Raw genomic sequence first — 19,363 nt, forward strand, 5'->3', positions numbered from 1 at the left:
TTACGCTCCCTTGACCTCTGCGATGACCTCAGCCACCGCGTTCTCAACGGACACCTCACGAGCTTCACCGCTACGGCGGTCCTTCAGCTCGAGCACGCCGTCCTTGAAGCCGCGACCAATCACCAGGATGGTGGGCACGCCCAGCAGCTCGGCGTCGCCGAACTTCACGCCGGGGCTGGTCTTGGGGCGGTCGTCCAGCATGACCTGCAGGCCGGCAGCTTCCAGGGATGCGCTGAGCTCTTCAGCGTACTCGTGGGATGCTGCGTCCTTGCCGGTGATGACAATGTGCACGTCTGCCGGTGCCAGGTTACGCGGCCAGATCAGGCCCTTCTCGTCGTGGTTGCCCTCGGCGATAGCGGCAAGTGCGCGGGTCACGCCCACGCCGTAGGAGCCCATGGTCACGGTCTGCAGCTTGCCGTTCTGGTCCAAAACCTTCAGGCCCAGTGCCTCGGCGTACTTGCGGCCCAGGGCGAAGATGTGGCCCATCTCGATGCCGCGGGCTGCCACCAGCTCGCCGGAGCCGTCCGGTGCCGGGTCGCCTTCGCGCACCTCGCACGCCTCAATGACGCCGTCGGCGGTGAAGTCACGGCCGAAGACCAGGTTCGCCACGTGCTTGCCCTCTTCGTTCGCGCCGGTGACCCAGCGGGTACCGCGCACCACGCGGGGGTCAACGAAGAAGGGAATGCCGGTTGCGGAAGCTACCGCATCCTCGTCCTCGGAGTGTGCACCGAGCAGGGGTGCATCCAGGCTCAGGCCGGGGCCAATGTAGCCCTTGACCAGCTGCGGGTATGCCTTCAGGTCCTCTTCGCTGGCTGCCTCAACCTCAACCTCGCCGCCAATACCCATCAGGGCACCGATGTTGACCTCAACGCGGCCCAGGTCCACGGCACGGTCGCCGGGAACGCCCACGGCGAAGACCTTACGCTCGCCGGAGGGGGTGATGACGGTGCCGAGGAAGCACTTGAGGGTCTGCGAAGCCTCGATGGCGCCGCCGGTCACCTCGGTGTGCAGTTCGTTCATGCGCTCCACCAGGGTCTCAATGGTGGCAGAGTCGGGGGTGTCCAGGATGACTGCCGCCGGGGTGTCCTCGGTGATTTCGATTTCCTCGGGAACCACGGTGGTCACAGCCTCAACGTTTGCCGCGTAGCCGCCTGCCGAACGCACGAAGGTGTCCTCACCGATGGGGGTCGGGTGCAGGAACTCTTCACTGCGGGAGCCGCCCATCGCACCGGACTGCGCGGTCACAATGACGATCTCCAGGCCCAGGCGCTCGAAGATGCGCTGGTAGGCGGCACGGTGCGCCAGGTACGCCTCGTTCAGGCCCTCATCGTCAATGTTGAAGGAGTAGGAGTCCTTCATGACGAACTCGCGGCCACGCAGCAAACCCGCGCGGGGGCGCGCCTCGTCGCGGTACTTGGTCTGAATCTGGTACAGGGAAACCGGCAGATCCTTGTAGGAGGAGTACAGGTCCTTCACCAGCAGGGTGAACATTTCCTCGTGGGTGGGTGCCAGCAGCATGTCTGCACCCTTACGGTCCTTGAGGCGGAAGAGGTTGTCGCCGTACTCATCCCAGCGGTTAGTTGCCTCATAGGGTTCGCGGGGCAGCAGCGCGGGGAAGTGAACTTCCTGCGCGCCGATAGCGTCCATCTCTTCGCGGATGATGTTCTCGACCTTGCGCAGTACCTTCAGGCCCAGGGGCAGCCAGGTGTACACGCCGGGGGCTGCGCGGCGGATGTAACCGGCGCGAACCAGCAGCTTGTGGCTGGCGACCTCGGCATCTACGGGGTCCTCGCGCAGAGTGCGCACGAAGAGGTTGGAAAGGCGAAGTACCACGATTCTCCTTGAAAGGTCGATAGGTTTAGCTAGGGTGCCCGAGGCTCACCGGGTGAGCCGTAAATAGGCACAGTCGTCTTTAATTTTATAGCGTTTTAGGGTTCAGCGTGTTTAGCGCTCGAAAATGATGGTCGAGAACTGCCCAATCTGCTCCCAACCGGTCCCCCGATACATGGCAAGCGCGCGGGCATTGTAGTCGTTCACGTACAGGCTCAAATGCGGGTAGTGGCGCTGCAGAATCTGCGCGGCGGCGGCAAAGAACGGCTTAGCCAGCCCGTAGCCGCGGTAGTCCGGGTGCAGCCACACACCCTGCACCTGCGCGGCGTCCAGGTTCACGATGCCCGCATCCGCCTTGAAGATGACGCGACCGTTCACGTCGGTGACAATGGCGCTACGCTGACCGGCAATGAGCGTGCGCAGGCGCGCCGCGTAGCCGTCGCCGTAGCGGGCGATCGGGTCGAAGCCGACCTCCTCGGTGAACATGGCGGCTGCGGCGGGCAGCAACTCCCCCAGGTCGGCGGAGGTGGCGAGGCGCGCATACCCGGCAGACTCACCGATGAGTTGAAAAGCACCGGTGGGGGCATCGGCAGGTTTGAGGGGTGCGGGCAGGTGCTCCGGTAGTTCAGGAAGCTCCGCGTCGTAGAAGCGGGCAAGGTTCTTTTCCGGCGGCAGGTACAGCAGCGGCTGTACGGGACGCTCCGATAGAACCCGCGCACGGTGATCGCACCCATCACGCAGGCTCGGCTGCAGCATCTGCAACAGCGAGTTCTTACCGTCCCGAGTCTGCTCGCACAACTCCTGCATGCGCGTCCACAGGGGCATCACGAAGGCACTCTCACCGAACATGGAATCCAGGCGAGAACCCACCTGCAGCAGCAGCTGAGCCAGCGCGTCACGATGCGCGAGCGCCGTAGCATCCAGGGTGGGGGCGTCCAGGGTGGGGGTATCAGAGGTTTCTGCCTGTTCGGCAACATCATGTTCAGCATGTTCAACGGCGACATGTTCAACCGCGGCACCGCACAGGCGCACAGGCACCACATTCGAGCCCAACAGCAGCACACAGCACAGCTGACCGTCACGCTCACAACCCACAAAACCCTGATAGTAGTGCAGCGGAATACGCGGCGCCCTCACCGGAAGAGGGCACGCCAAATAATGCTCAATGGGGTACAGATTCGGGACCGGGTCGCTGAACAGGACGTCCTCCAGCTCATCGCACCACCGAGCGTCCAGAGCAAATACGTGTTCCTTCACGCGATCAGGCATAGGGGAAGAATCCATCGACGAAGCAGCCCGCCTGCCGCGCTTGGATTTAGCGCGGAAAGAACTTGGGCGAAGAGAAGATAAAAGATTAAGCATGCTGTGTTGAGTGATAGGAGTTGAGCGATAGACAGATGAGTGACGATACGGGGCGTGCCCCGAAAAGTAGCCGAATTATGCGGCCACAGCCAACGGCGACAAGCACAAAGCCTGCCACCACCATAACCGGACATAACCGGAAAAGCGCGGAGGCGCCCCTCACCAGGGCGCCTCCGCGCACAAAGCTAACTAGCTCACCGAAACAGCCGGGGAACCTTCGGGAACGTACTCGCCCGAAGCCTCCATCTCAGCTGCGATACGGGTAGCCTCTTCAATCAGAGTCTCAACGATCTGATCCTCGGGCACAGTCTTAATGACCTCACCCTTCACGAAAATCTGGCCCTTACCGTTACCGGAAGCCACACCCAGGTCAGCCTCACGAGCCTCACCCGGACCGTTCACCACGCAACCCATCACGGCAACACGCAGCGGAACCTTCATGTGCTCCAGGCCCTTAGTCACGTTCTCGGCAAGCTCCCACACGTTCACCTGCGCACGACCACAGGACGGGCAAGAAACGATGTCCAGCTTGCGGGGGCGAAGGTTCAGCGACTCCAGGATCTTGGTGCCCACCTTCACTTCCTCAACCGGAGGAGCAGACAGCGACACGCGGATGGTGTCACCAATACCCTGAGACAGCAGAGTACCGAACGCCACCGAGCTCTTAATAGTGCCCTGGAACGCCGGACCAGCCTCAGTCACACCCAGGTGCAGGGGCCAGTCACCGCGCTCAGCCAGCTGACGGTACGCCTCCACCATCACCACAGGGTCGTTATGCTTCACAGAAATCTTGAAATCACGGAAACCGTGCTCCTCAAAGAGCGAAGCCTCCCACACGGCAGACTCAACCAGAGCCTCCGGAGTAGCCTTGCCGTACTTCTCCAGCAGACGCTTATCCAGCGAACCGGCGTTCACACCAATACGCAGAGAAACGCCGTGGTCCGAAGCCATCTGAGCGATTTCCTTCACCTGGTCGTCGAACTTACGGATATTACCCGGGTTCACACGCACAGCACCGCAACCAGCCTGAATAGCCGCATACACGTACTTCGGCTGGAAGTGGATGTCAGCAATCACCGGAATGCGGGACTGCTTCGCAATAATCGGCAGAGCCTCCGCATCCTTATCGGTCGGGCACGCCACACGCACAATATCGCAACCGGCAGCGGTCAACTCAGCAATCTGCTGCAGAGTCGCACCAATGTCGTGGGTCTTAGTGGTCGTCATCGACTGCACCGAAATCGGAGATTCAGAACCAACACCGACAGAACCCACCTTGAACTGGCGGGTTTTACGACGCGGCGACAGAACCGCAGGAGCGGGCTTCGGCATACCAAGGCTGACCGACAAGGTTTTCCTCCATACATGGGTTGTGAAGGACGTACGACGCATCCTTCGTTCAACTTTTTATTGTGCCACTGACGCGAAAGAAAGCACTAATACGGGTACCCTTACCGCACGTGACAACACACTAAAACAGGGTGATGGGCTTAACAATATCCGCCACAATCAGGATGACGGACATCACAATAAATGCGCCCGCCACCACATACGTCAACGGCAGCAACTTCACCGGATCAAACGGCCCCGGATCCTTACGCCCAGTCAGACGCGCAAAGAAGCGACGCGCACCCTCCCAGAGCGCACCCAACACGTGGCCACCATCCAGCGGCAACAGCGGAATCAGATTGAACGCAAAAAGCATCAGATTCATATTCGCCACCAGCGAGACCAACATCGCAGCCTTCGACTTCAGGTCGATGCGGTCAGTAGCCGTCACCTCACCGGCAATACGGCTCACACCCACCACAGACACCGGCGACTCAGCACTACGCTCGCCACCGGTCACCAGGGTCACCGTCAACTCCCACACACGCTGCGGCAACGAAAGCATCGACGAACCCACACGCGAAAGCGTATCGCCCACCATCGCGGGCACCTCAGTAATAGAACCGGGTACCAACTCACTCGACGGGGAAACACCCACAAAACCGCCGCGAGTCGTCGCAATCGAACCATCAGCGGCACGCGCATACTGGCCCTTACCGTCAGAAACCGGGCGGATCATCTCAACCGGAGTCACCGACAAATTCAGACGCTGACCATCACGCTCCACCGTCAGGGTGCTCGGGTGAGAACCCGCCGCACGAATCGCCGAAGACACAGCCTCCCACGAACCCGTCGACGCACCATTCACAGCAACCACGCGGTCACCCACCTGCACACCAGCAGCCTTCGCAGGCGACGGAGTGGACTTATCCGTACACTCGCCATAGCTAATCGAATCATGAGTGACATTCACGCTCGGCACGCACTCAGACACCGCCGACACCTTATTCGTCACCTGCGCCGTACCAAAACCACAAATCAGCACAGCAGTACACACCACACCAATCAGCAGGTTCATCGTCGGGCCACCCAGCATAATCACCATGCGCTTGAGCACCGGCAACTTATAGAACAGGCGGTCCTCATCACCGGGCTTCAGACGCTCAGCGTCCGCCGCACGCGCCTCCTCAGCCAAGGACGCAAACGGGCTGGTACTGCCCGAATGGCCCTCCTCATGGTGCTCCTTCACCTCAGCAGGGCTCGGCGGGTACATGCCAATCATCGAAATGTAACCGCCCAACGGGATCGCCTTGAAACCGTACTCAGTCTCGCCGCGGCGGAAAGAGAACACGGTCTTACCGAAGCCAATCATGTACTGCGGGACGCGCACATTGAACAGCTTCGCGGGCACCAGATGCCCCACCTCGTGCAGGGCAATCGAGACGGCAATAGCGATTGCCATGAGGATAATGCCCACAGCGTACAGCAGGATTTCCACGCTTTTTCTCGTTTCGGTTCGGGGATACGAAGCTTCTAGGATACTCGCTTAGCCTGTGAAGGCGCCCTCCCCCGCTTTCTGGAGGGGCTGGTTTGGGTGGGATTTGTATGAGATAGATGTGGAGGGACGGTGTTCGTCCTCGCTCCTACAGGGGCACCCGCCCTCGCTTCGCTCCGGGCACCCTGATGTCACGTTCGGACGACACCGCCCCCTCCACGCACGCTAGGCTACCCGAGGTGGCGCGCCGTGTTTTCCGGATGCGCCCTCAGGGTGTCACACGGACGCTCTCCGATGCGGAGCGAGGAAGAACGGAGCGTCCGGGTGACGGGTGCCCCTGCGTAGGCGCGGAGGAAACATGCGGCGTGCCATCCCAACCAGCGAGGCGAGGACGAACACCGCCCCTCCAAACCCTACTCAGCGCGACTAGCCTGCCGCCAGGGTCTGCGCCGGGTCAATACGCGAGGCCTTCGCCGCCGGGTACAGACCAGCCAACACACCAACCAGCGCGCCAGCGCCCAGGCCCAGCAGGATAGTGTCAGCGCTAATAATCGGCGTCCAACGGTTCATCAAAGACACAATCGAAATGCCGTTAACCGCCAGCACAATACCAGCCACAGCACCCAGGATGCCGGTCAGTAGCGCCTCCGCCGAGAACTGCAGCAGAATACCCGAAGGGCGCATGCCAATAGCCAGACGCAAACCAACCTCACGGCGACGCTCCATCACCGCGACCAGGAACGTATTCATAATGCCCATCGCACCAATCACGAGGGTAATAACGCTCATGGCAAGAAGCATGGTGCGCTGCTGCTGGTCTACGGCTTCACGCAGGGTCTTCGGTTCCGGCGGAACACTCACGCTATACAGGGTGGGACGTTCCGGCGAGAGAGCGTACGGCGCTTCCTCCGCGATCTGGTTTGCGGCACCGGCAACAGTACTCACCACAATCTGAGTGGAACGCTTACCGGTCTGCGCTGCCGCGCCACCACCACCGGCGGCGGGCTGTGCTTCTTCAGCATCGGCACCAGGCTTCGCACCCAGTGGCAGGTAGACCGAACCGTACGACAGAGTCAGCGAGGGATTCTCCCGCACCACGCCGATAACGGTGTACGGCTCATCGTGAATATAAACCGTGACCCCGGGGCTATATGGCAGCGCGAGCTGGCGCATCACGCTTTCGCTGAGCACCACAACCTTATCGTTACGCTCCACATGGCCCTCATCGAAGGTGCGACCCCACACCAGCTCGTGACCCTGCACGCTAAAGATGCTGGGCGTTGCCGCCAGAACGGACGCCGTCACGTTAGCGCCGCGCTCGCCAAAGTTGTCGGGGCCGCGCTGAATATCGGTGGATTCATCCAGCTGATCCACCAGCGCGGTACCGGTCACTCCGTTCAGCTGGCTAACACGCCGATAATTCTCACTCGCCGCCAGGCTCAAGAGTTCAGCACGGCTCATGGATTCGGTTCGGGTCGAGCTAATCGTCAGGTGCTTAGCCCTAAAAATGTCGAAGCTGTCCGCCAGCTGCCCAGAAATGGTGGCGGTCAGACCAACAGTCAGCACAAGCGAAGCGATACCCAGAACCACACCAAGCATGGTGAAGATATTGCGCCTCACCCGGTGCACGGTAGCGTCCCAGGCTTCTTTGAGGGAGGCGAGCGCCCAGGGTGCACGCCCGCTCCCCTGCGGCTTAGAGGCTTGTTCCTCAGTAAAGCTAGGCTGGTTCAGATACTCACAGCCGGTCGTTTCCTCCTGCCGCGGCGCCTTCTGCTCGATGAGCTGCCCCTCGTGCATGCGCAGCACCCGGTCGCAGTGCTCCGCCACGAGCGGGTCGTGGGTAATCACAATCGTGCTTTGCTGATTACCCGTGCATTCACGGAGCAGGTCAATCACTTCACGGGTGAGCTCTTCATCCAGCGAGCCGGTCGGCTCGTCACAGAGCAGCAACGCCGGTTCCCCGATGAGCGCACGAGCAATAGCCACGCGCTGCTTTTCACCGCCGGAGAGAGTGGTGATGGGCGCATCCGTCCGGTGGCTCAACCCCAGCAGGGCGAGAGTATCCGCAACACGTTGTGCTCGCTCCGCTTTGGGCACGCCACGGTAGATGAGCGGTAGCTCAACGTTGCGGTACACGTTCTTATGCTCGATGAGGTGGAACGCCTGGAAGACGAAACCGATGTTGTCTAGGCGCGCTTCAGCTCGCTGTGCCGCGGTGAAGGTTGCGGTGTCTGTACCGTCCAGCAGGTAGTTGCCGGAGGCGGGCGTGCTGAGCAGACCGAGGATATTCAGCAGGGTTGATTTGCCGCTGCCGGACGGTCCCAGGATTGCGACGACTTCTCCGTAGCGGACTTTCAGGTCAATATTTTTGAGCACGTCAATTCGAGTGTCACCCTGCATAAAGTGCTGGGACACTCCCTGAATATCGACGCTATAGGCTGGTGGGTGCGCGTGAGCGGCGCGGGAGTCAGTCATGTCTACTCCCTACTTTTTCTCGCGCATGATTTTGACGCTGTCGCCTTCGTGCAGGTCACCGGTGACGGCGTTCTTGCCGTTGGCGTTGCTGATGACGGTAACGGTTACCTCGCGTTCTTCACGTGCCTTCGATCCGTTGGAGCTTTCGGGGCCGAGCACGATGACTCGGGTCTGTCCATCACGGGTGTAGAGCGCCGATGAGGGTACGACCAGGTGCGCTTCGGGGGTTTCTTCGAGGGTGAGTTCCGCGTTGACGGCGCCTCGGAGGCTGTCCGCCTTATCTCCTACGTCGAGGGTGAGGATGCGTTCGCCTTCGGTGCCTCCTGCCGCACCGGCTGCGCCCTTGAGGTTGGAGCCAGCCGCACCTTCTGCGCCATTGACCTGGCGACCGGCCTGGCTGTTGCCTGCGGCACCGGCGGCTTCGGTGGTGTTCCTGTATCCGAGGGTTGCTACGTACTCAGTATCACCGAGGGAGGGCACGGTTACCTTCTGACCGCTACGGGCTTCGGGGGTGAGCCTGCCGGTGGTTCCGGTGCAGCTGAGGGTCTTGCTACCTTCGGCGATGGTGGCTACGGGACCATCTGCGATGGCGCCGGTTGCGCGGGGATTGCCGGTGACAACTCCGGCACGGTTGATGACGAGGAAGTAGCGGGCGGGAATAGGCTGATCAGTCTTGACGTGCGCGTAACCGAGGCTGTCGAGGAGGTTGTTGAGAGCCTCGTAGGTGTCTTCGGTGATGCGCGCGGGCTGCGGACCCTGGCGTCCCATGGCGGTCAGTGCCTCGTTGAGGAGTGCGGCGTCGGGGCCGCTGTCGTCGAGTTTGAGGTCGCGGTAGAGTGCGAAACCGCCGGTGAGGGTGATGAGCGGTTCACCGTTGACTTCTGCGATGAGGGTGCCGTTGCCGACGGTGTCACCGTGTTTGATGGTGATTGCGGTGTACTGCCCTTCCCCGCTGTAGCGCAGCGGGGTTGAGGTGGCGTAGTTCGCGGTGCAGGTTAGGGGCACGGTGGTGCGCAGTTTTTCGCGGGTGACCGTGGCGGTGATGGTGGAGGGGTCCGGAGGTGCCGCTTCCGCATCTTTTTGGGCGGTGGTTTTGATGTTTTGGGCGCTGATGAGCGTACCAACGGTGATGATGAGGAGCAGGGCGATAATGCCGTAGAGCCAGAGGGTTTTCTTCTGGCGGGTGGGGGTGGCGCTCATGGTGTCCCTTCTTTGGGTGCGCGTACGGGAACGCTATTGTCTGTGCCGTTTGGGCTTAGGCGGCGATGCCGTGTGGGGTTAGTTTGTGCCCGGCACGGGGATACGTGCCGGGCACAATACGCTGTGACGAGGTGTAGCTGTTGAAGCTACTCTATACGCCTGTTCCTGGTTAGTCCGGTCTGATTAGTCCGCAGGATTAGCTCAGAATCTTTCGGGCGTTCTCTTCAGCAGTTTTCTTGGCGGTGGTCACCTGTTCGATGAGACCCTGCTCCTTTTCGAGGAATGTGCTCAGGTAAGCGATAGCCATCTTTCGCTGTTCTGCATCTAGCCCGGTTGCTTCGCGGCAGGTCGCGTCGTTAATCGCCAGTTCGTGGGTGTCTTGGTTGTTCTGGCGGTACTGTAAGCGAGCCATATCCGGAGAGGTGTAGTCGCCTCCGAAGCGTTCTTTCATGCACTGTGCCCACTTCTCGGTGGCAGGCCCAAGGTCTTTGGTAATCGCGTCGTTGTTAAGATAGTGAACCGCAGTAATGTAGACCTTTTTTATGGTCGCGCGGGATTCCTCTGAGCCGAAGACTGCGCGGGTGGCTTCTTGTTGGCAACCGCCCTTTCCTTCGGTGCCGTTAAGAGCCTGCATTTCAGCGTCGCTCATAGTACGGCTCTGCTCTTCCAGTTCAGCAGTCACCAAAGAGTAGCGCTCTTTGTATCCGCGAGTGCGGGCATCCGCGACGGTGAGAGGTTCGAAACCAGCGGTCTGTAGCAGCGGGGTTTCAGTTTCTCCGGCAGGAGCCTTGTAGTTCGGGAATCCTCGTTCAGTCATGCACTGGCTCAGGGAGCGCTGGTAGGCACGGACAACGTTGTCAGAAAGTGAGGCGAGGTTCTCTACTTTTTCGATAGCTTGACTATCGGGGCTCGTGGAGGCGCTATACGCCTTCTCAGCGTTAGCGGAAGCCGAGGAGCCGGTACTGGGTTGCCCGGACGCGCAGGAGCTAAGCACCAGGGTCAGCGGGAGTAGAGCCCCGGCGAGGGCTCGTAGGGTGTTCTGTCGACGCATAGGTGTGCACTTCCTCGTGAAATATAGCTGCATCTTTGTCCACTCGCTCAGGGGCTCACCATTGTTTGCCCTTGAGAGAAGATGATTTGAACACTAGCCTACTATGCGCGGGGGGGGGAGGCAAGAGGAACCGGTATCCGTCCTCTCGCCTTATGCAGTGTCTGGGAGGGGCTGGCTGGGGAGGATACGAGGGGCGGTGTCGTCCTCGCCTCGCTGGTTGGGATGGCACGCCGCATGTTTCCTCCGCACCTACGCAGGGGCACCCGTCACCCGGACGCTCCGCTTCCTCCTTGCTTCGCTGCGGAGAGCGTCCGTGTGACACCCTGAGGGCGCTTCCGGAAAACACGGCGCGCCACCTCCGGTAGCCTAGCGTGCGTGGAGGGGCGGTGTTGTCCGTAGTGACATCAGGGTGCCCGAAGCGAAGCGAGGGCGGGTGCCCCTGTAGGAACGAGGACGAACACCAGCTCCTTCACGCCCCATTCGGGAACATGCATCCCCAGAACCGGTTAGTTGCCGGTCATACCCAGCAGCTCATTCGCGCGAACGCGAGCCCAACGCTCCGCGTTCAGCACAGCCTCCAGCGTCAAATCAGCGTCGGAGACAGCCTCAGCGCTGCCGGTGTGCTCCTCCAGCACGCGCGCGACCGAATCGACAATGTCGGTAAAGCGAATCGCGCCCGCATGGAATGCGGCAACGGCTTCCTCGTTGGCGGCGTTGAACACTGCCGGGTGGGTGCCGCCCACCTTACCGGCGTCCTTGATCATGCGCACGGCGGGGAATGCTTCCTCATCCAGCGGCTCAAAAGTCCAGGAAGCCGCCTTCGACCAGTCACAAGCGGGCACGGCACCGGGGATGCGGTGCGGCCAGGTCAGACCCAGCGCGATGGGCAGCACCATGCTCGGCGGCGAGGCCTGCGCAATGGTCGAGCCGTCCACGAACTGCACCATGGAATGCACGATCGACTGCGGGTGAACCGCCACGTCAATACGGTCCAGGTCCACGCCGAACAGGTGGTGGGCCTCGAGCACTTCGAGTGCCTTGTTGACCATGGTTGCCGAGTTGGTGGTGACGACCAGACCCATGTCCCAGGTGGGGTGTGCGAGCGCCTGCGCGGGGGTCACGTCGTGCAGCTGTTCGCGCTTGTAGCCGCGGAACGGGCCGCCCGATGCGGTGAGAATCAGTCGGTCGATTTCTGCGTCGGTTCCGGAGGCAAGCGCCTGCGCGAGGGCGGAGTGTTCGGAGTCGACGGGAACCATGGGGGTGGCCAGGGGTGAGGCGTCGACGGCGGCGCGTACGAGCGGGCCGCCTGCGATGAGGGATTCCTTGTTCGCCAGTGCCACGCGGTAGCCGCTGTTGAGGGCGGTGAGGGTCGGTTCCAGGCCGATGGAGCCGGTGATGCCGTTCAGGACGGTGTCTGCCGGGTGTGCTGCCGCCTGTACGGATGCTTCGGCGCCGTGGGCAATCTGCGGGGTGTAGCCGGTGGCGCCTGCTTCGGAGGCTGCCGCTTCGATAAGTTCGCGGAGGCGCTGTGCGTCTTCTGCGGTGCCGCTGGTGGCGACCAGTTCGGCGCGCACGTGCACTGCTTGGCGTGCGAGCAGTTCGAGGGATCGGGAGCCTGCGGAGAGGGCGACGACCTTCAGCGGTGCGTCGGCGGCGGAGGCGCTGGTACCTTTGAGCGCAGCGAGGTGGTCGATGACTTCCATGGCTTGGGTGCCGATGGAGCCGGTTGAGCCGAGGAGGGTGACGCGCTGCGGTGCGCGGGTGAGTTCTGTGAGGGCGTCGGTGAGGCGGTCGCGGCTGCCGCCGACGCGTGCTGAGGATCCAAACTTCATGGTTCTAGTGTCTCATGAGCTCGCGGGTGTCTCCGGGCGTGTAGCCTCGCCTCGGCGCAGAAGCCACTACGTAGAAGGCCCCAGTACAGAAAACCTCAGCACAGAAGAATCCCCCGCCCTGTCGTACGGGGCGGGGGATTCAACACGTAACGTTTTAGAGCAGGTCCTGCAGCAGCTCAATGCAGCGGTCCAGGAAAGCGTCCACCTGGGATTCCTCGTAGCTGACGGTGCCCGAGGCGGGGCGGAACTTTGCGTGGCGCACCACGGAGGGGTCCAGCGGCTCTTCGCTGTTGAGCTGGGCGTACACGCGGTCGCAGATAGCGTCCACGTCGCCGACGAAGTAGCCCATGTGGCGGCGCTTGCTGGGGCGGCGGAAACGCTCACCGGCGGGGCGTTCCAGACGGCCGGCGAGCAGCTCGCCGGTTTCGACGAGGGAGCGTTCCCAGTTGTCCAGGCCGTACGCCTCAATGTAGCGGCTGCGTTCGAGCTTGGCGAAGCGTTCCTCAATCTTTTCGAGGGCGCGGTCGACCACGTCCAGCTGGTAGCCGCCGGGTTCTTCACGGAAGACGACCTGGCGGATTCGTCGGGAGGTGTAGAGGTCTTCGGGCAGTTCGGAGGCTCCGCTGAGCTTCTCGTAGTCCTCGGCGAGGCGGGTGAACAGGCGGTCTACTTCACTACGCTTGTAGCCAGGTTCGGTTTCTGCTGCACGGGCAAATCCGCCTCCGCGGGTGGTGCTTGCCAAGGTGGGCTCCTCTCGACGATTGAACTTTAAGAATACCAATGCGCAGGCTACCTGACGCAAGGTTGGCGGGCGGTGTCTTAGATATAGCCCCCGTCTTCCTGACCTCTTACGCTCCTACTCAGCGGATCCTACGCCCTAAGCACGATGAGGCGGGCACAGCAAAGGCGGGGCGCCCCTCCCCCACCTGTGAGAAGAAACGCCCCGCCTCCGAGCGATAAAAGCTTGAAGCTTTAGAGCGGCATAATAAACCGGAAAATCAGGCAACCAGCCGCCGCCGCAAAAAGAATCGAGTCCAGGCGATCCATCATGCCGCCGTGACCGGGCAGAATATTCGACATGTCCTTCACACCCATACGGCGCTTGAACACGGACTCCACCAGGTCACCGGCAGTCGACGCAACCACCATGACCGCAGCCAGCGGAATAGCCCAATACCAGGGCGAACCCATGACCGCCAGGGCGATAGCGCCAACCACCGCCGAGCCGACGAAGGAACCAGCCAGGCCCTCCCAGCTCTTCTTCGGGGAGATCTTCGGCGCCATCGGGTGCTTACCCCAATTCACGCCGGCAATAAAGCCGAACGTGTCATTGCAGATGGCCATCAGCAGAATCATGAGGACGCCGCGCTCGCCGTGGTCCGTCTGGAAGTAGACCATGGCGATGCCCAGCATCAGCGGCACCCACAGCAGGGCGAGGGCGCTGCCGCTCAAAGACTTACCCAGTGAGACCTGACGGTCCGCACGCACGAGAGCAGAAGAGAGCAGCAGCACCAGCAGGCTCACCGCCAGGGCGATGCCCAGACCGGTAAAACCGAACAGGTAAGACACCGCCACAATCGCGCCGGACAGGCCACCCAGCAGGTATTCCGGGATGCCGTAGCCGCGGCGGGTGTTGAGCACGTGCCCAATCTCCCAGGCGCCCAGGCCAGCCGCAGCAGCTGCAATCGCCACAAAAATCGGCTGGTAGATCAGACCGAGCACCAACAGCACGCCGAAACCAACACCCACGCCAATGGCGGCGGGCAGGTTACGGCCTGCTTTGGCGCTACGCGACTTCACGGGGGTTACCGCCGCCTGCGGGCTCGACTGTGGAGCCGGCGGCGCGCCTCTCTCTTCTTTCGCTTCTTTGCGTGCACTCATTTGGGGTTTAGACCTCGAGCAGTTCAGCTTCCTTGTGCTTGTACAGTGCGTCGACCTGGTCGATGTGCTTCTTGGTCAGTGCGTCCAGTTCCTTCTCGGCGCGTGCGCCTTCGTCCTCACCGATTTCGCTGTCCTTGACCAGCTTGTCGATAGCGGTCTTAGCGTGGCGGCGGACGTTACGGATGGAGACACGGGACTCTTCAGCCTTGTGGTTGACGAGCTTGGTGTATTCCTTACGGCGCTCAGCGGTCATTTCGGGCATGACAACACGGATAGCTGCACCGTCGTTGCTGGGGTTAACACCCAGGTCGGAGTCACGCAGAGCCTTCTCGATAGCTGCCAGTGCGGTCACGTCAAAGGGAACGATCTTGACGGTACGTGCGTCCTCAACGTTGAAGGACACCAGCTGCTGCAGCGGGGTCGGTGCACCGTAGTACTCTGCGGTCAGGCCGCTGAAGATTGCGGGGTTCACACGACCGGTACGAACCTTAGCGAACTCAGTCTTGGTTGCTTCGATGGTCTTTTCCATCTTCTCGCCGGCTTCGGCAAGGATTTCTTCGATCACGAAAGGATCTCCTTTGTCGGAATTCTGGGGTGCCAGAATTGTCGGTGGGCGCACGCTCAGCCCTCATGATTTCTCACCGGCTCCGCGGCGCATCCGAGGCGAAAACCTTAGGAATAACGCGTAGTCGGCGGGAAAGAGGCGGAACGTCGTATTTGATATAAGTCTAGACGGTACCGGCGGGCATAAGCGAGTTTTAGCGCCTACCCGCGCGGTACCGTCCAGAATAAGTCCGCGCTATCGAGCACGGTCACAATCAGAGGGGGCATCAGGCATGCCCCAACCTAAAAATTTAGGTGTTAGCGAGTAACGAGGGTACCCATCTTCTCGCCCAGAATCGCGCGGGTCACGTTACCCTCGCCCTGCATGCCGAACACGCGCATGGTCACGTTGTTGTCGCGGCACAGGGAGAACGCGGTCTGATCCAGCACGCGAATGTTACGCTGCATCGCCTCATCGTAGGTGAGGTTGTACAGGCGCTCAGCGTTGGGGTCCTTGTTCGGGTCAGCAGTGTAGATGCCGTCCACGCCGTTCTTAGCCACCAGAACCTCATCTGCGTGGATTTCCAGGGCGCGCTGCGCAGCCACAGTGTCGGTGGAGAAGTAAGGCAGACCCGCACCAGCACCGAAAATCACGACGCGGTCCTTCTGCATGTGGCGAATCGCGCGGCGAGGAATGTAAGTCTCAGCAACCTGCGGCATGGTGATAGCGGACTGAACGCGGGTGTCAATACCCTCCTGCTCCAGGAAGTCCTGCAGAGCCAGGGAGTTCATCACGGTGCCGAGCATACCCATGTAGTCTGCACGGGAGCGGTCCATACCCGCCTGAGAAAGCTCAGCGCCACGGAAGAAGTTGCCGCCACCAATCACGATGGAGGTCTCAACTTCGCCAACGGTTGCGGCAATCTGCTTAGCGATGCTGCGCACGACCTCGGTCGAAATGCCAACTTCACCGCCACCAAAAACCTCACCGGAAAGCTTGAGCAAAACGCGGCGGCGGCCGGTCTCGTCACGGTGCATCGGGCGGGGATTCGCTTCAGTCATGGTTCCTCCAGTGGCTTACCTATGGATTGTTATGGGTGATTTGGGCGGGCTCATGCCGCCTAGTCCTTATCAAGGATACAGCAAAGCCGGGTAGCCACCAGTGGTGACTACCCGGCTTCAGGCTATAATCCCAACCTCATACGATTTCCCTTACCGGGAACCCGTAATACGGGAGGGCAGAACTGCAGCGAGTCCTTATGCACCCACGCGGAAACGTGCGAATGCGGTTGCGGTTGCGCCAGCCTCGGACAGAACCTGTGCAACAGACTTCTTGGAGTCCTTTGCGAAGTCCTGATCCAGCAGGGTGTTCTCCTTGAAGAAGCCCTTCAGGCGACCCTCAACGATCTTGTCCAGAATCTTCTCGGGCTTGCCCTCAGCGATTGCGGTCTCGCGAGCAACGCGCTTCTCGGTCTCGATCTGGTCTGCGGGGATGGACTCGGAATCCAGGTACTTGGGGCTCATTGCAGCAATGTGCACTGCAACGTCGTGTGCGATCTCGTCGGTGTTCTCACCGGAGACAGCCAGCAGAACGCCAACCTGTGCGGGCAGGTCCTTGGAGGTCTTGTGCAGGTAAACTGCAACGTTCTCGCCCTCAACGCGTGCAACGCGGCGGACAACAATCTTCTCGCCGAGCAGTGCACCAGCGTCGGTGGTCAGCTCCTCAACGGTCTTGCCCTCGTAGGATGCAGCCTGCAGCTCTTCCAGGGTGGAAGCGTCAGCAGCAATAGCAGCCTCGAGCACGTTCTGGCCGAAAGCGATGAAGGGGTCGGACTTTGCCACGAAGTCGGTCTCAGAGTTGACCTCGATCATGTAGCCAACGCCGTTCTCAACGCGTGCAGCTACCAGGCCCTCAGCGGTTGCGCGACCCTCGCGCTTGGTGATGCCCTTCAGACCCTTAACGCGGATGATCTCGGCAGCCTTCTGCTGGTCGCCGTTAGCCTCGTCCAGAGCCTTCTTGACGTCGAGCATACCTGCGCCGGTCTTCTCGCGCAGTGCCTTGATGTCTGCTGCGGTGTAGTTCGCCATTGTGAACTCCTTGTGTTGCTGTAATAAATCGGGATGACATCCCGGTGGTACAAATGGCGGACGGCGCCGCGCCCAGGTCAGGGCGGGCGCCGTCCGAACGTGGTCCCCACAGGCGGGGGCCACAAAGCATAAAGCTTAGTGGGCTAAGAAAGCTTACTTAGCTGCCTCTTCAGCCTGTGCAGCCTCGTGCTGCTCCAGGAGCTCGCGCTCCCAAGCTGCCATGGGCTCCTCAGCTGCTTCAGCCTTGCCGTTCTTCTTAGCGTTGCGCTCGATCAGGCCGGCTGCCACTGCGTCAGCAATCACGCGGGTGAGCAGGTTGACGGAGCGGATAGCGTCGTCGTTACCGGGGATCGGGAAAGCAACCTCGTCGGGGTCGCAGTTGGTGTCGAGGATAGCAACAACGGGGATGCCCAGCTTCTGAGCCTCGTTAACTGCCAGGTGCTCCTTCTTGGTGTCAACAACCCACAGGAGGGAGGGAACCTTGGACAGGTTGCGGATACCGCCGAGGGTCTTCTCGAGCTTCTCGAACTCGCGACGCATGAGGAGCAGTTCCTTCTTGGTGTAGCGAGAACCTGCTACATCGTCGAAGTCAATCTGCTCGAGTTCCTTCATGCGCTCGATGCTCTTGGAGATGGTGCTGAAGTTGGTCAGCATACCACCGAGCCAGCGGTGGTTCACGTAGGGCATGTTCACGCGGGTTGCCTGCTCAGCGATAACTTCCTGAGCCTGCTTCTTGGTACCCACGAACAGGATGTTGCCACCGTGTGCGACGGTCGACTTAACAGCCTCGTATGCCTTGTCGATGAAGGCGAGGGACTGCTGCAGGTCGATGATGTAGATGCCGTTGCGCTCGGTCAGGATGAAACGCTTCATCTTGGGGTTCCAACGGCGGGTCTGGTGACCGAAGTGAACGCCGGAGTCCAGCATTTCACGCATAGTTACGACGGGCATGTCGTCTCCTTTGTGGTGCCGCGCGGACCTCCCATTCGGGCTAGCCCAACGCGCGCATAGTAGTTATCAGTTTTTCCTGGCGGCGGTTAGCGTTCACGGTTACCCGTTCAGCTCAGGCCCTAACCACCCCGTGTGGGTGGACCGAAGGTCCCTTATCGGCTCCCCGTTTGAGGATGCCGCTCACGCCGCGCGTCGTCAGTGATGCTGTGCGGAATCCCTCGATGAGGGAGAATACCCGCGCAGGCACACTGCAATACGACATTGTACCGTATATTCCGCGATTAATCCGCCGGGTCGGGGTTAAAACCTGTGCGGGCGGTTCGGGTGTGTGCGGGGGCACTGTGGATAACGGATTTTAAGGCGGAAACGGCGGAGTTATCCACAATTTTTCGCGAGGCGCTGCGGGGCGGGGCAATTCGTGATGTGCTCAGAAGATGAAGCAGAACATGAAAAGTTTAGAGTCCGCGCTACGGCGTGCCGTGCTGGTGGCGTGCTGCCTGCTGGGTGTGCTCGTGTGTGCTGGCGGGCAGGGCTACACAGGTGGGCAGGGCTACACAGGTGGGCAGGTCTACACGGGTGGGCAGGTCTACACGGGTGGGCAGAGCTACGCGGGCAGTCAGGGTTATTTGGGCAGTCAGGGTTATTCGGGCTGGATTAGTCCTACAGGCGGGGCTGGTTTTACTAACGATGCCATCTCAAGTGCACAAGCTCCCAGCAGCGCGCACGTTCCCCACACCGTTGAGCTCACCGCGAGCCGACTACGCTACCGCTCCCCCACCTCCGAATCCAGACCGCAGGTAATCCGTCCTTTTGAGAAGCCCGCCCAACGCTGGAGCGCGGGGCACCGCGGCGTAGACCTTGCCGTACCCGAGAACGACCGGCGCGTCTACGCACCGGCACCGGGAAAAGTGGTGTTCAGCGGCACGGTCGTCAACCGCAAAGTACTGGTCATTGCGCATCCGGATGGGCGGCGCAGCACCTTCGAACCCATGGACGAAGCACTACCGGTCGGCACCACCGTTACAGCCGGTGAGGTCATCGGCACCGTCGCAGACGCGGCAGACGGCAACAGCGAGCGCCCCTACCGGCGATGCTCCACCCCCTGCATGTACTGGGGAGTACGACAGGGAGGCGCCCGCGGGGACGGCAGCGGCAAGGACGCCGAGTACATCAACCCCGTGAGCCTGCTGGGTTCGAAGGAGCCGAGTATTCTGCTTCCCGTGCCGGGCGGATACTAGCGGCGGGTACTAGCAGAGACAAGCCGCAGATACAGCTGTGGCCCGTCACCTCCCCAAAAGGAGGCAACGGGCCACAGGAGCCAGCCTA

At 61.2% G+C, this 19,363-nt stretch carries 15 protein-coding genes; 1 reads left to right on the top strand and 14 read right to left on the bottom strand.

The genetic code is table 11. The features are described 5' to 3' along the window. From RWL87_RS01760 to rpsB, 14 genes are all read right to left on the bottom strand, one after another. On the bottom strand, positions 1-1,833 hold the full coding sequence (locus RWL87_RS01760; protein ID WP_313968692.1) for a proline--tRNA ligase: 1,833 nt from the start codon (positions 1,831-1,833) through the stop codon (positions 1-3). A 111-nt stretch (positions 1,834-1,944) separates the two neighbouring features. Further along, positions 1,945-3,114, bottom strand: a complete 1,170-nt coding sequence (locus tag RWL87_RS01765) for a GNAT family N-acetyltransferase (protein ID WP_313968693.1) — start codon at positions 3,112-3,114, stop codon at positions 1,945-1,947. Positions 3,115-3,381: 267 nt separating this feature from the next. Then, positions 3,382-4,524 carry a flavodoxin-dependent (E)-4-hydroxy-3-methylbut-2-enyl-diphosphate synthase gene (ispG, locus tag RWL87_RS01770; RefSeq protein WP_044142245.1) on the bottom strand — a complete coding sequence of 381 codons (1,143 nt, stop codon included), beginning with the start codon at positions 4,522-4,524 and terminating at the stop codon, positions 3,382-3,384. Between the two features lie 139 nt (positions 4,525-4,663). After that, complete coding sequence (locus tag RWL87_RS01775; protein ID WP_313968694.1) at positions 4,664-6,019, bottom strand: site-2 protease family protein; 1,356 nt, start codon at positions 6,017-6,019, stop codon at positions 4,664-4,666. Between the two features lie 423 nt (positions 6,020-6,442). Then, the gene (locus tag RWL87_RS01780) at positions 6,443-8,491 is read right to left on the bottom strand and encodes an ATP-binding cassette domain-containing protein (protein ID WP_313968695.1); all 2,049 of its coding nucleotides are present in this window, start codon (positions 8,489-8,491) and stop codon (positions 6,443-6,445) included. Between the two features lie 9 nt (positions 8,492-8,500). Continuing rightward, positions 8,501-9,691, bottom strand: coding sequence for a secretion protein HlyD (locus RWL87_RS01785; protein ID WP_313968696.1), 1,191 nt, complete (start codon positions 9,689-9,691; stop codon positions 8,501-8,503). Positions 9,692-9,887: 196 nt separating this feature from the next. Next, positions 9,888-10,742, bottom strand: coding sequence for a chromosome partitioning protein ParA (locus RWL87_RS01790; protein WP_313968697.1), 855 nt, complete (start codon positions 10,740-10,742; stop codon positions 9,888-9,890). A 506-nt stretch (positions 10,743-11,248) separates the two neighbouring features. Further along, the gene (dxr, locus tag RWL87_RS01795; protein WP_313968698.1) at positions 11,249-12,574 is read right to left on the bottom strand and encodes a 1-deoxy-D-xylulose-5-phosphate reductoisomerase; all 1,326 of its coding nucleotides are present in this window, start codon (positions 12,572-12,574) and stop codon (positions 11,249-11,251) included. 154 nt (positions 12,575-12,728) lie between these two features. Continuing rightward, positions 12,729-13,316 carry a cell division protein DivIVA gene (locus tag RWL87_RS01800; protein ID WP_049341682.1) on the bottom strand — a complete coding sequence of 196 codons (588 nt, stop codon included), beginning with the start codon at positions 13,314-13,316 and terminating at the stop codon, positions 12,729-12,731. 230 nt (positions 13,317-13,546) lie between these two features. Then, positions 13,547-14,455, bottom strand: a complete 909-nt coding sequence (locus tag RWL87_RS01805) for a phosphatidate cytidylyltransferase (protein ID WP_313968699.1) — start codon at positions 14,453-14,455, stop codon at positions 13,547-13,549. Positions 14,456-14,462: 7 nt separating this feature from the next. Beyond that, the gene (gene frr, locus RWL87_RS01810) at positions 14,463-15,020 is read right to left on the bottom strand and encodes a ribosome recycling factor (RefSeq protein WP_005507069.1); all 558 of its coding nucleotides are present in this window, start codon (positions 15,018-15,020) and stop codon (positions 14,463-14,465) included. Between the two features lie 296 nt (positions 15,021-15,316). After that, complete coding sequence (gene pyrH, locus RWL87_RS01815; protein WP_005507067.1) at positions 15,317-16,060, bottom strand: UMP kinase; 744 nt, start codon at positions 16,058-16,060, stop codon at positions 15,317-15,319. 195 nt (positions 16,061-16,255) lie between these two features. Continuing rightward, complete coding sequence (gene tsf / locus RWL87_RS01820) at positions 16,256-17,086, bottom strand: translation elongation factor Ts (protein WP_005507065.1); 831 nt, start codon at positions 17,084-17,086, stop codon at positions 16,256-16,258. Positions 17,087-17,239: 153 nt separating this feature from the next. Beyond that, on the bottom strand, positions 17,240-18,037 hold the full coding sequence (rpsB, locus tag RWL87_RS01825) for a 30S ribosomal protein S2 (RefSeq protein WP_005508818.1): 798 nt from the start codon (positions 18,035-18,037) through the stop codon (positions 17,240-17,242). Between the two features lie 446 nt (positions 18,038-18,483). On the opposite strand from rpsB, the gene RWL87_RS01830 reads away from it, so the two are divergent. Further along, complete coding sequence (locus tag RWL87_RS01830) at positions 18,484-19,275, top strand: M23 family metallopeptidase (protein ID WP_313968700.1); 792 nt, start codon at positions 18,484-18,486, stop codon at positions 19,273-19,275. Positions 19,276-19,363: the final 88 nt, after the last annotated feature.

This window comes from uncultured Rothia sp., assembly GCF_963555405.1.
In the GTDB taxonomy this organism is placed as follows: Bacteria; Actinomycetota; Actinomycetes; order Actinomycetales; family Micrococcaceae; genus Rothia.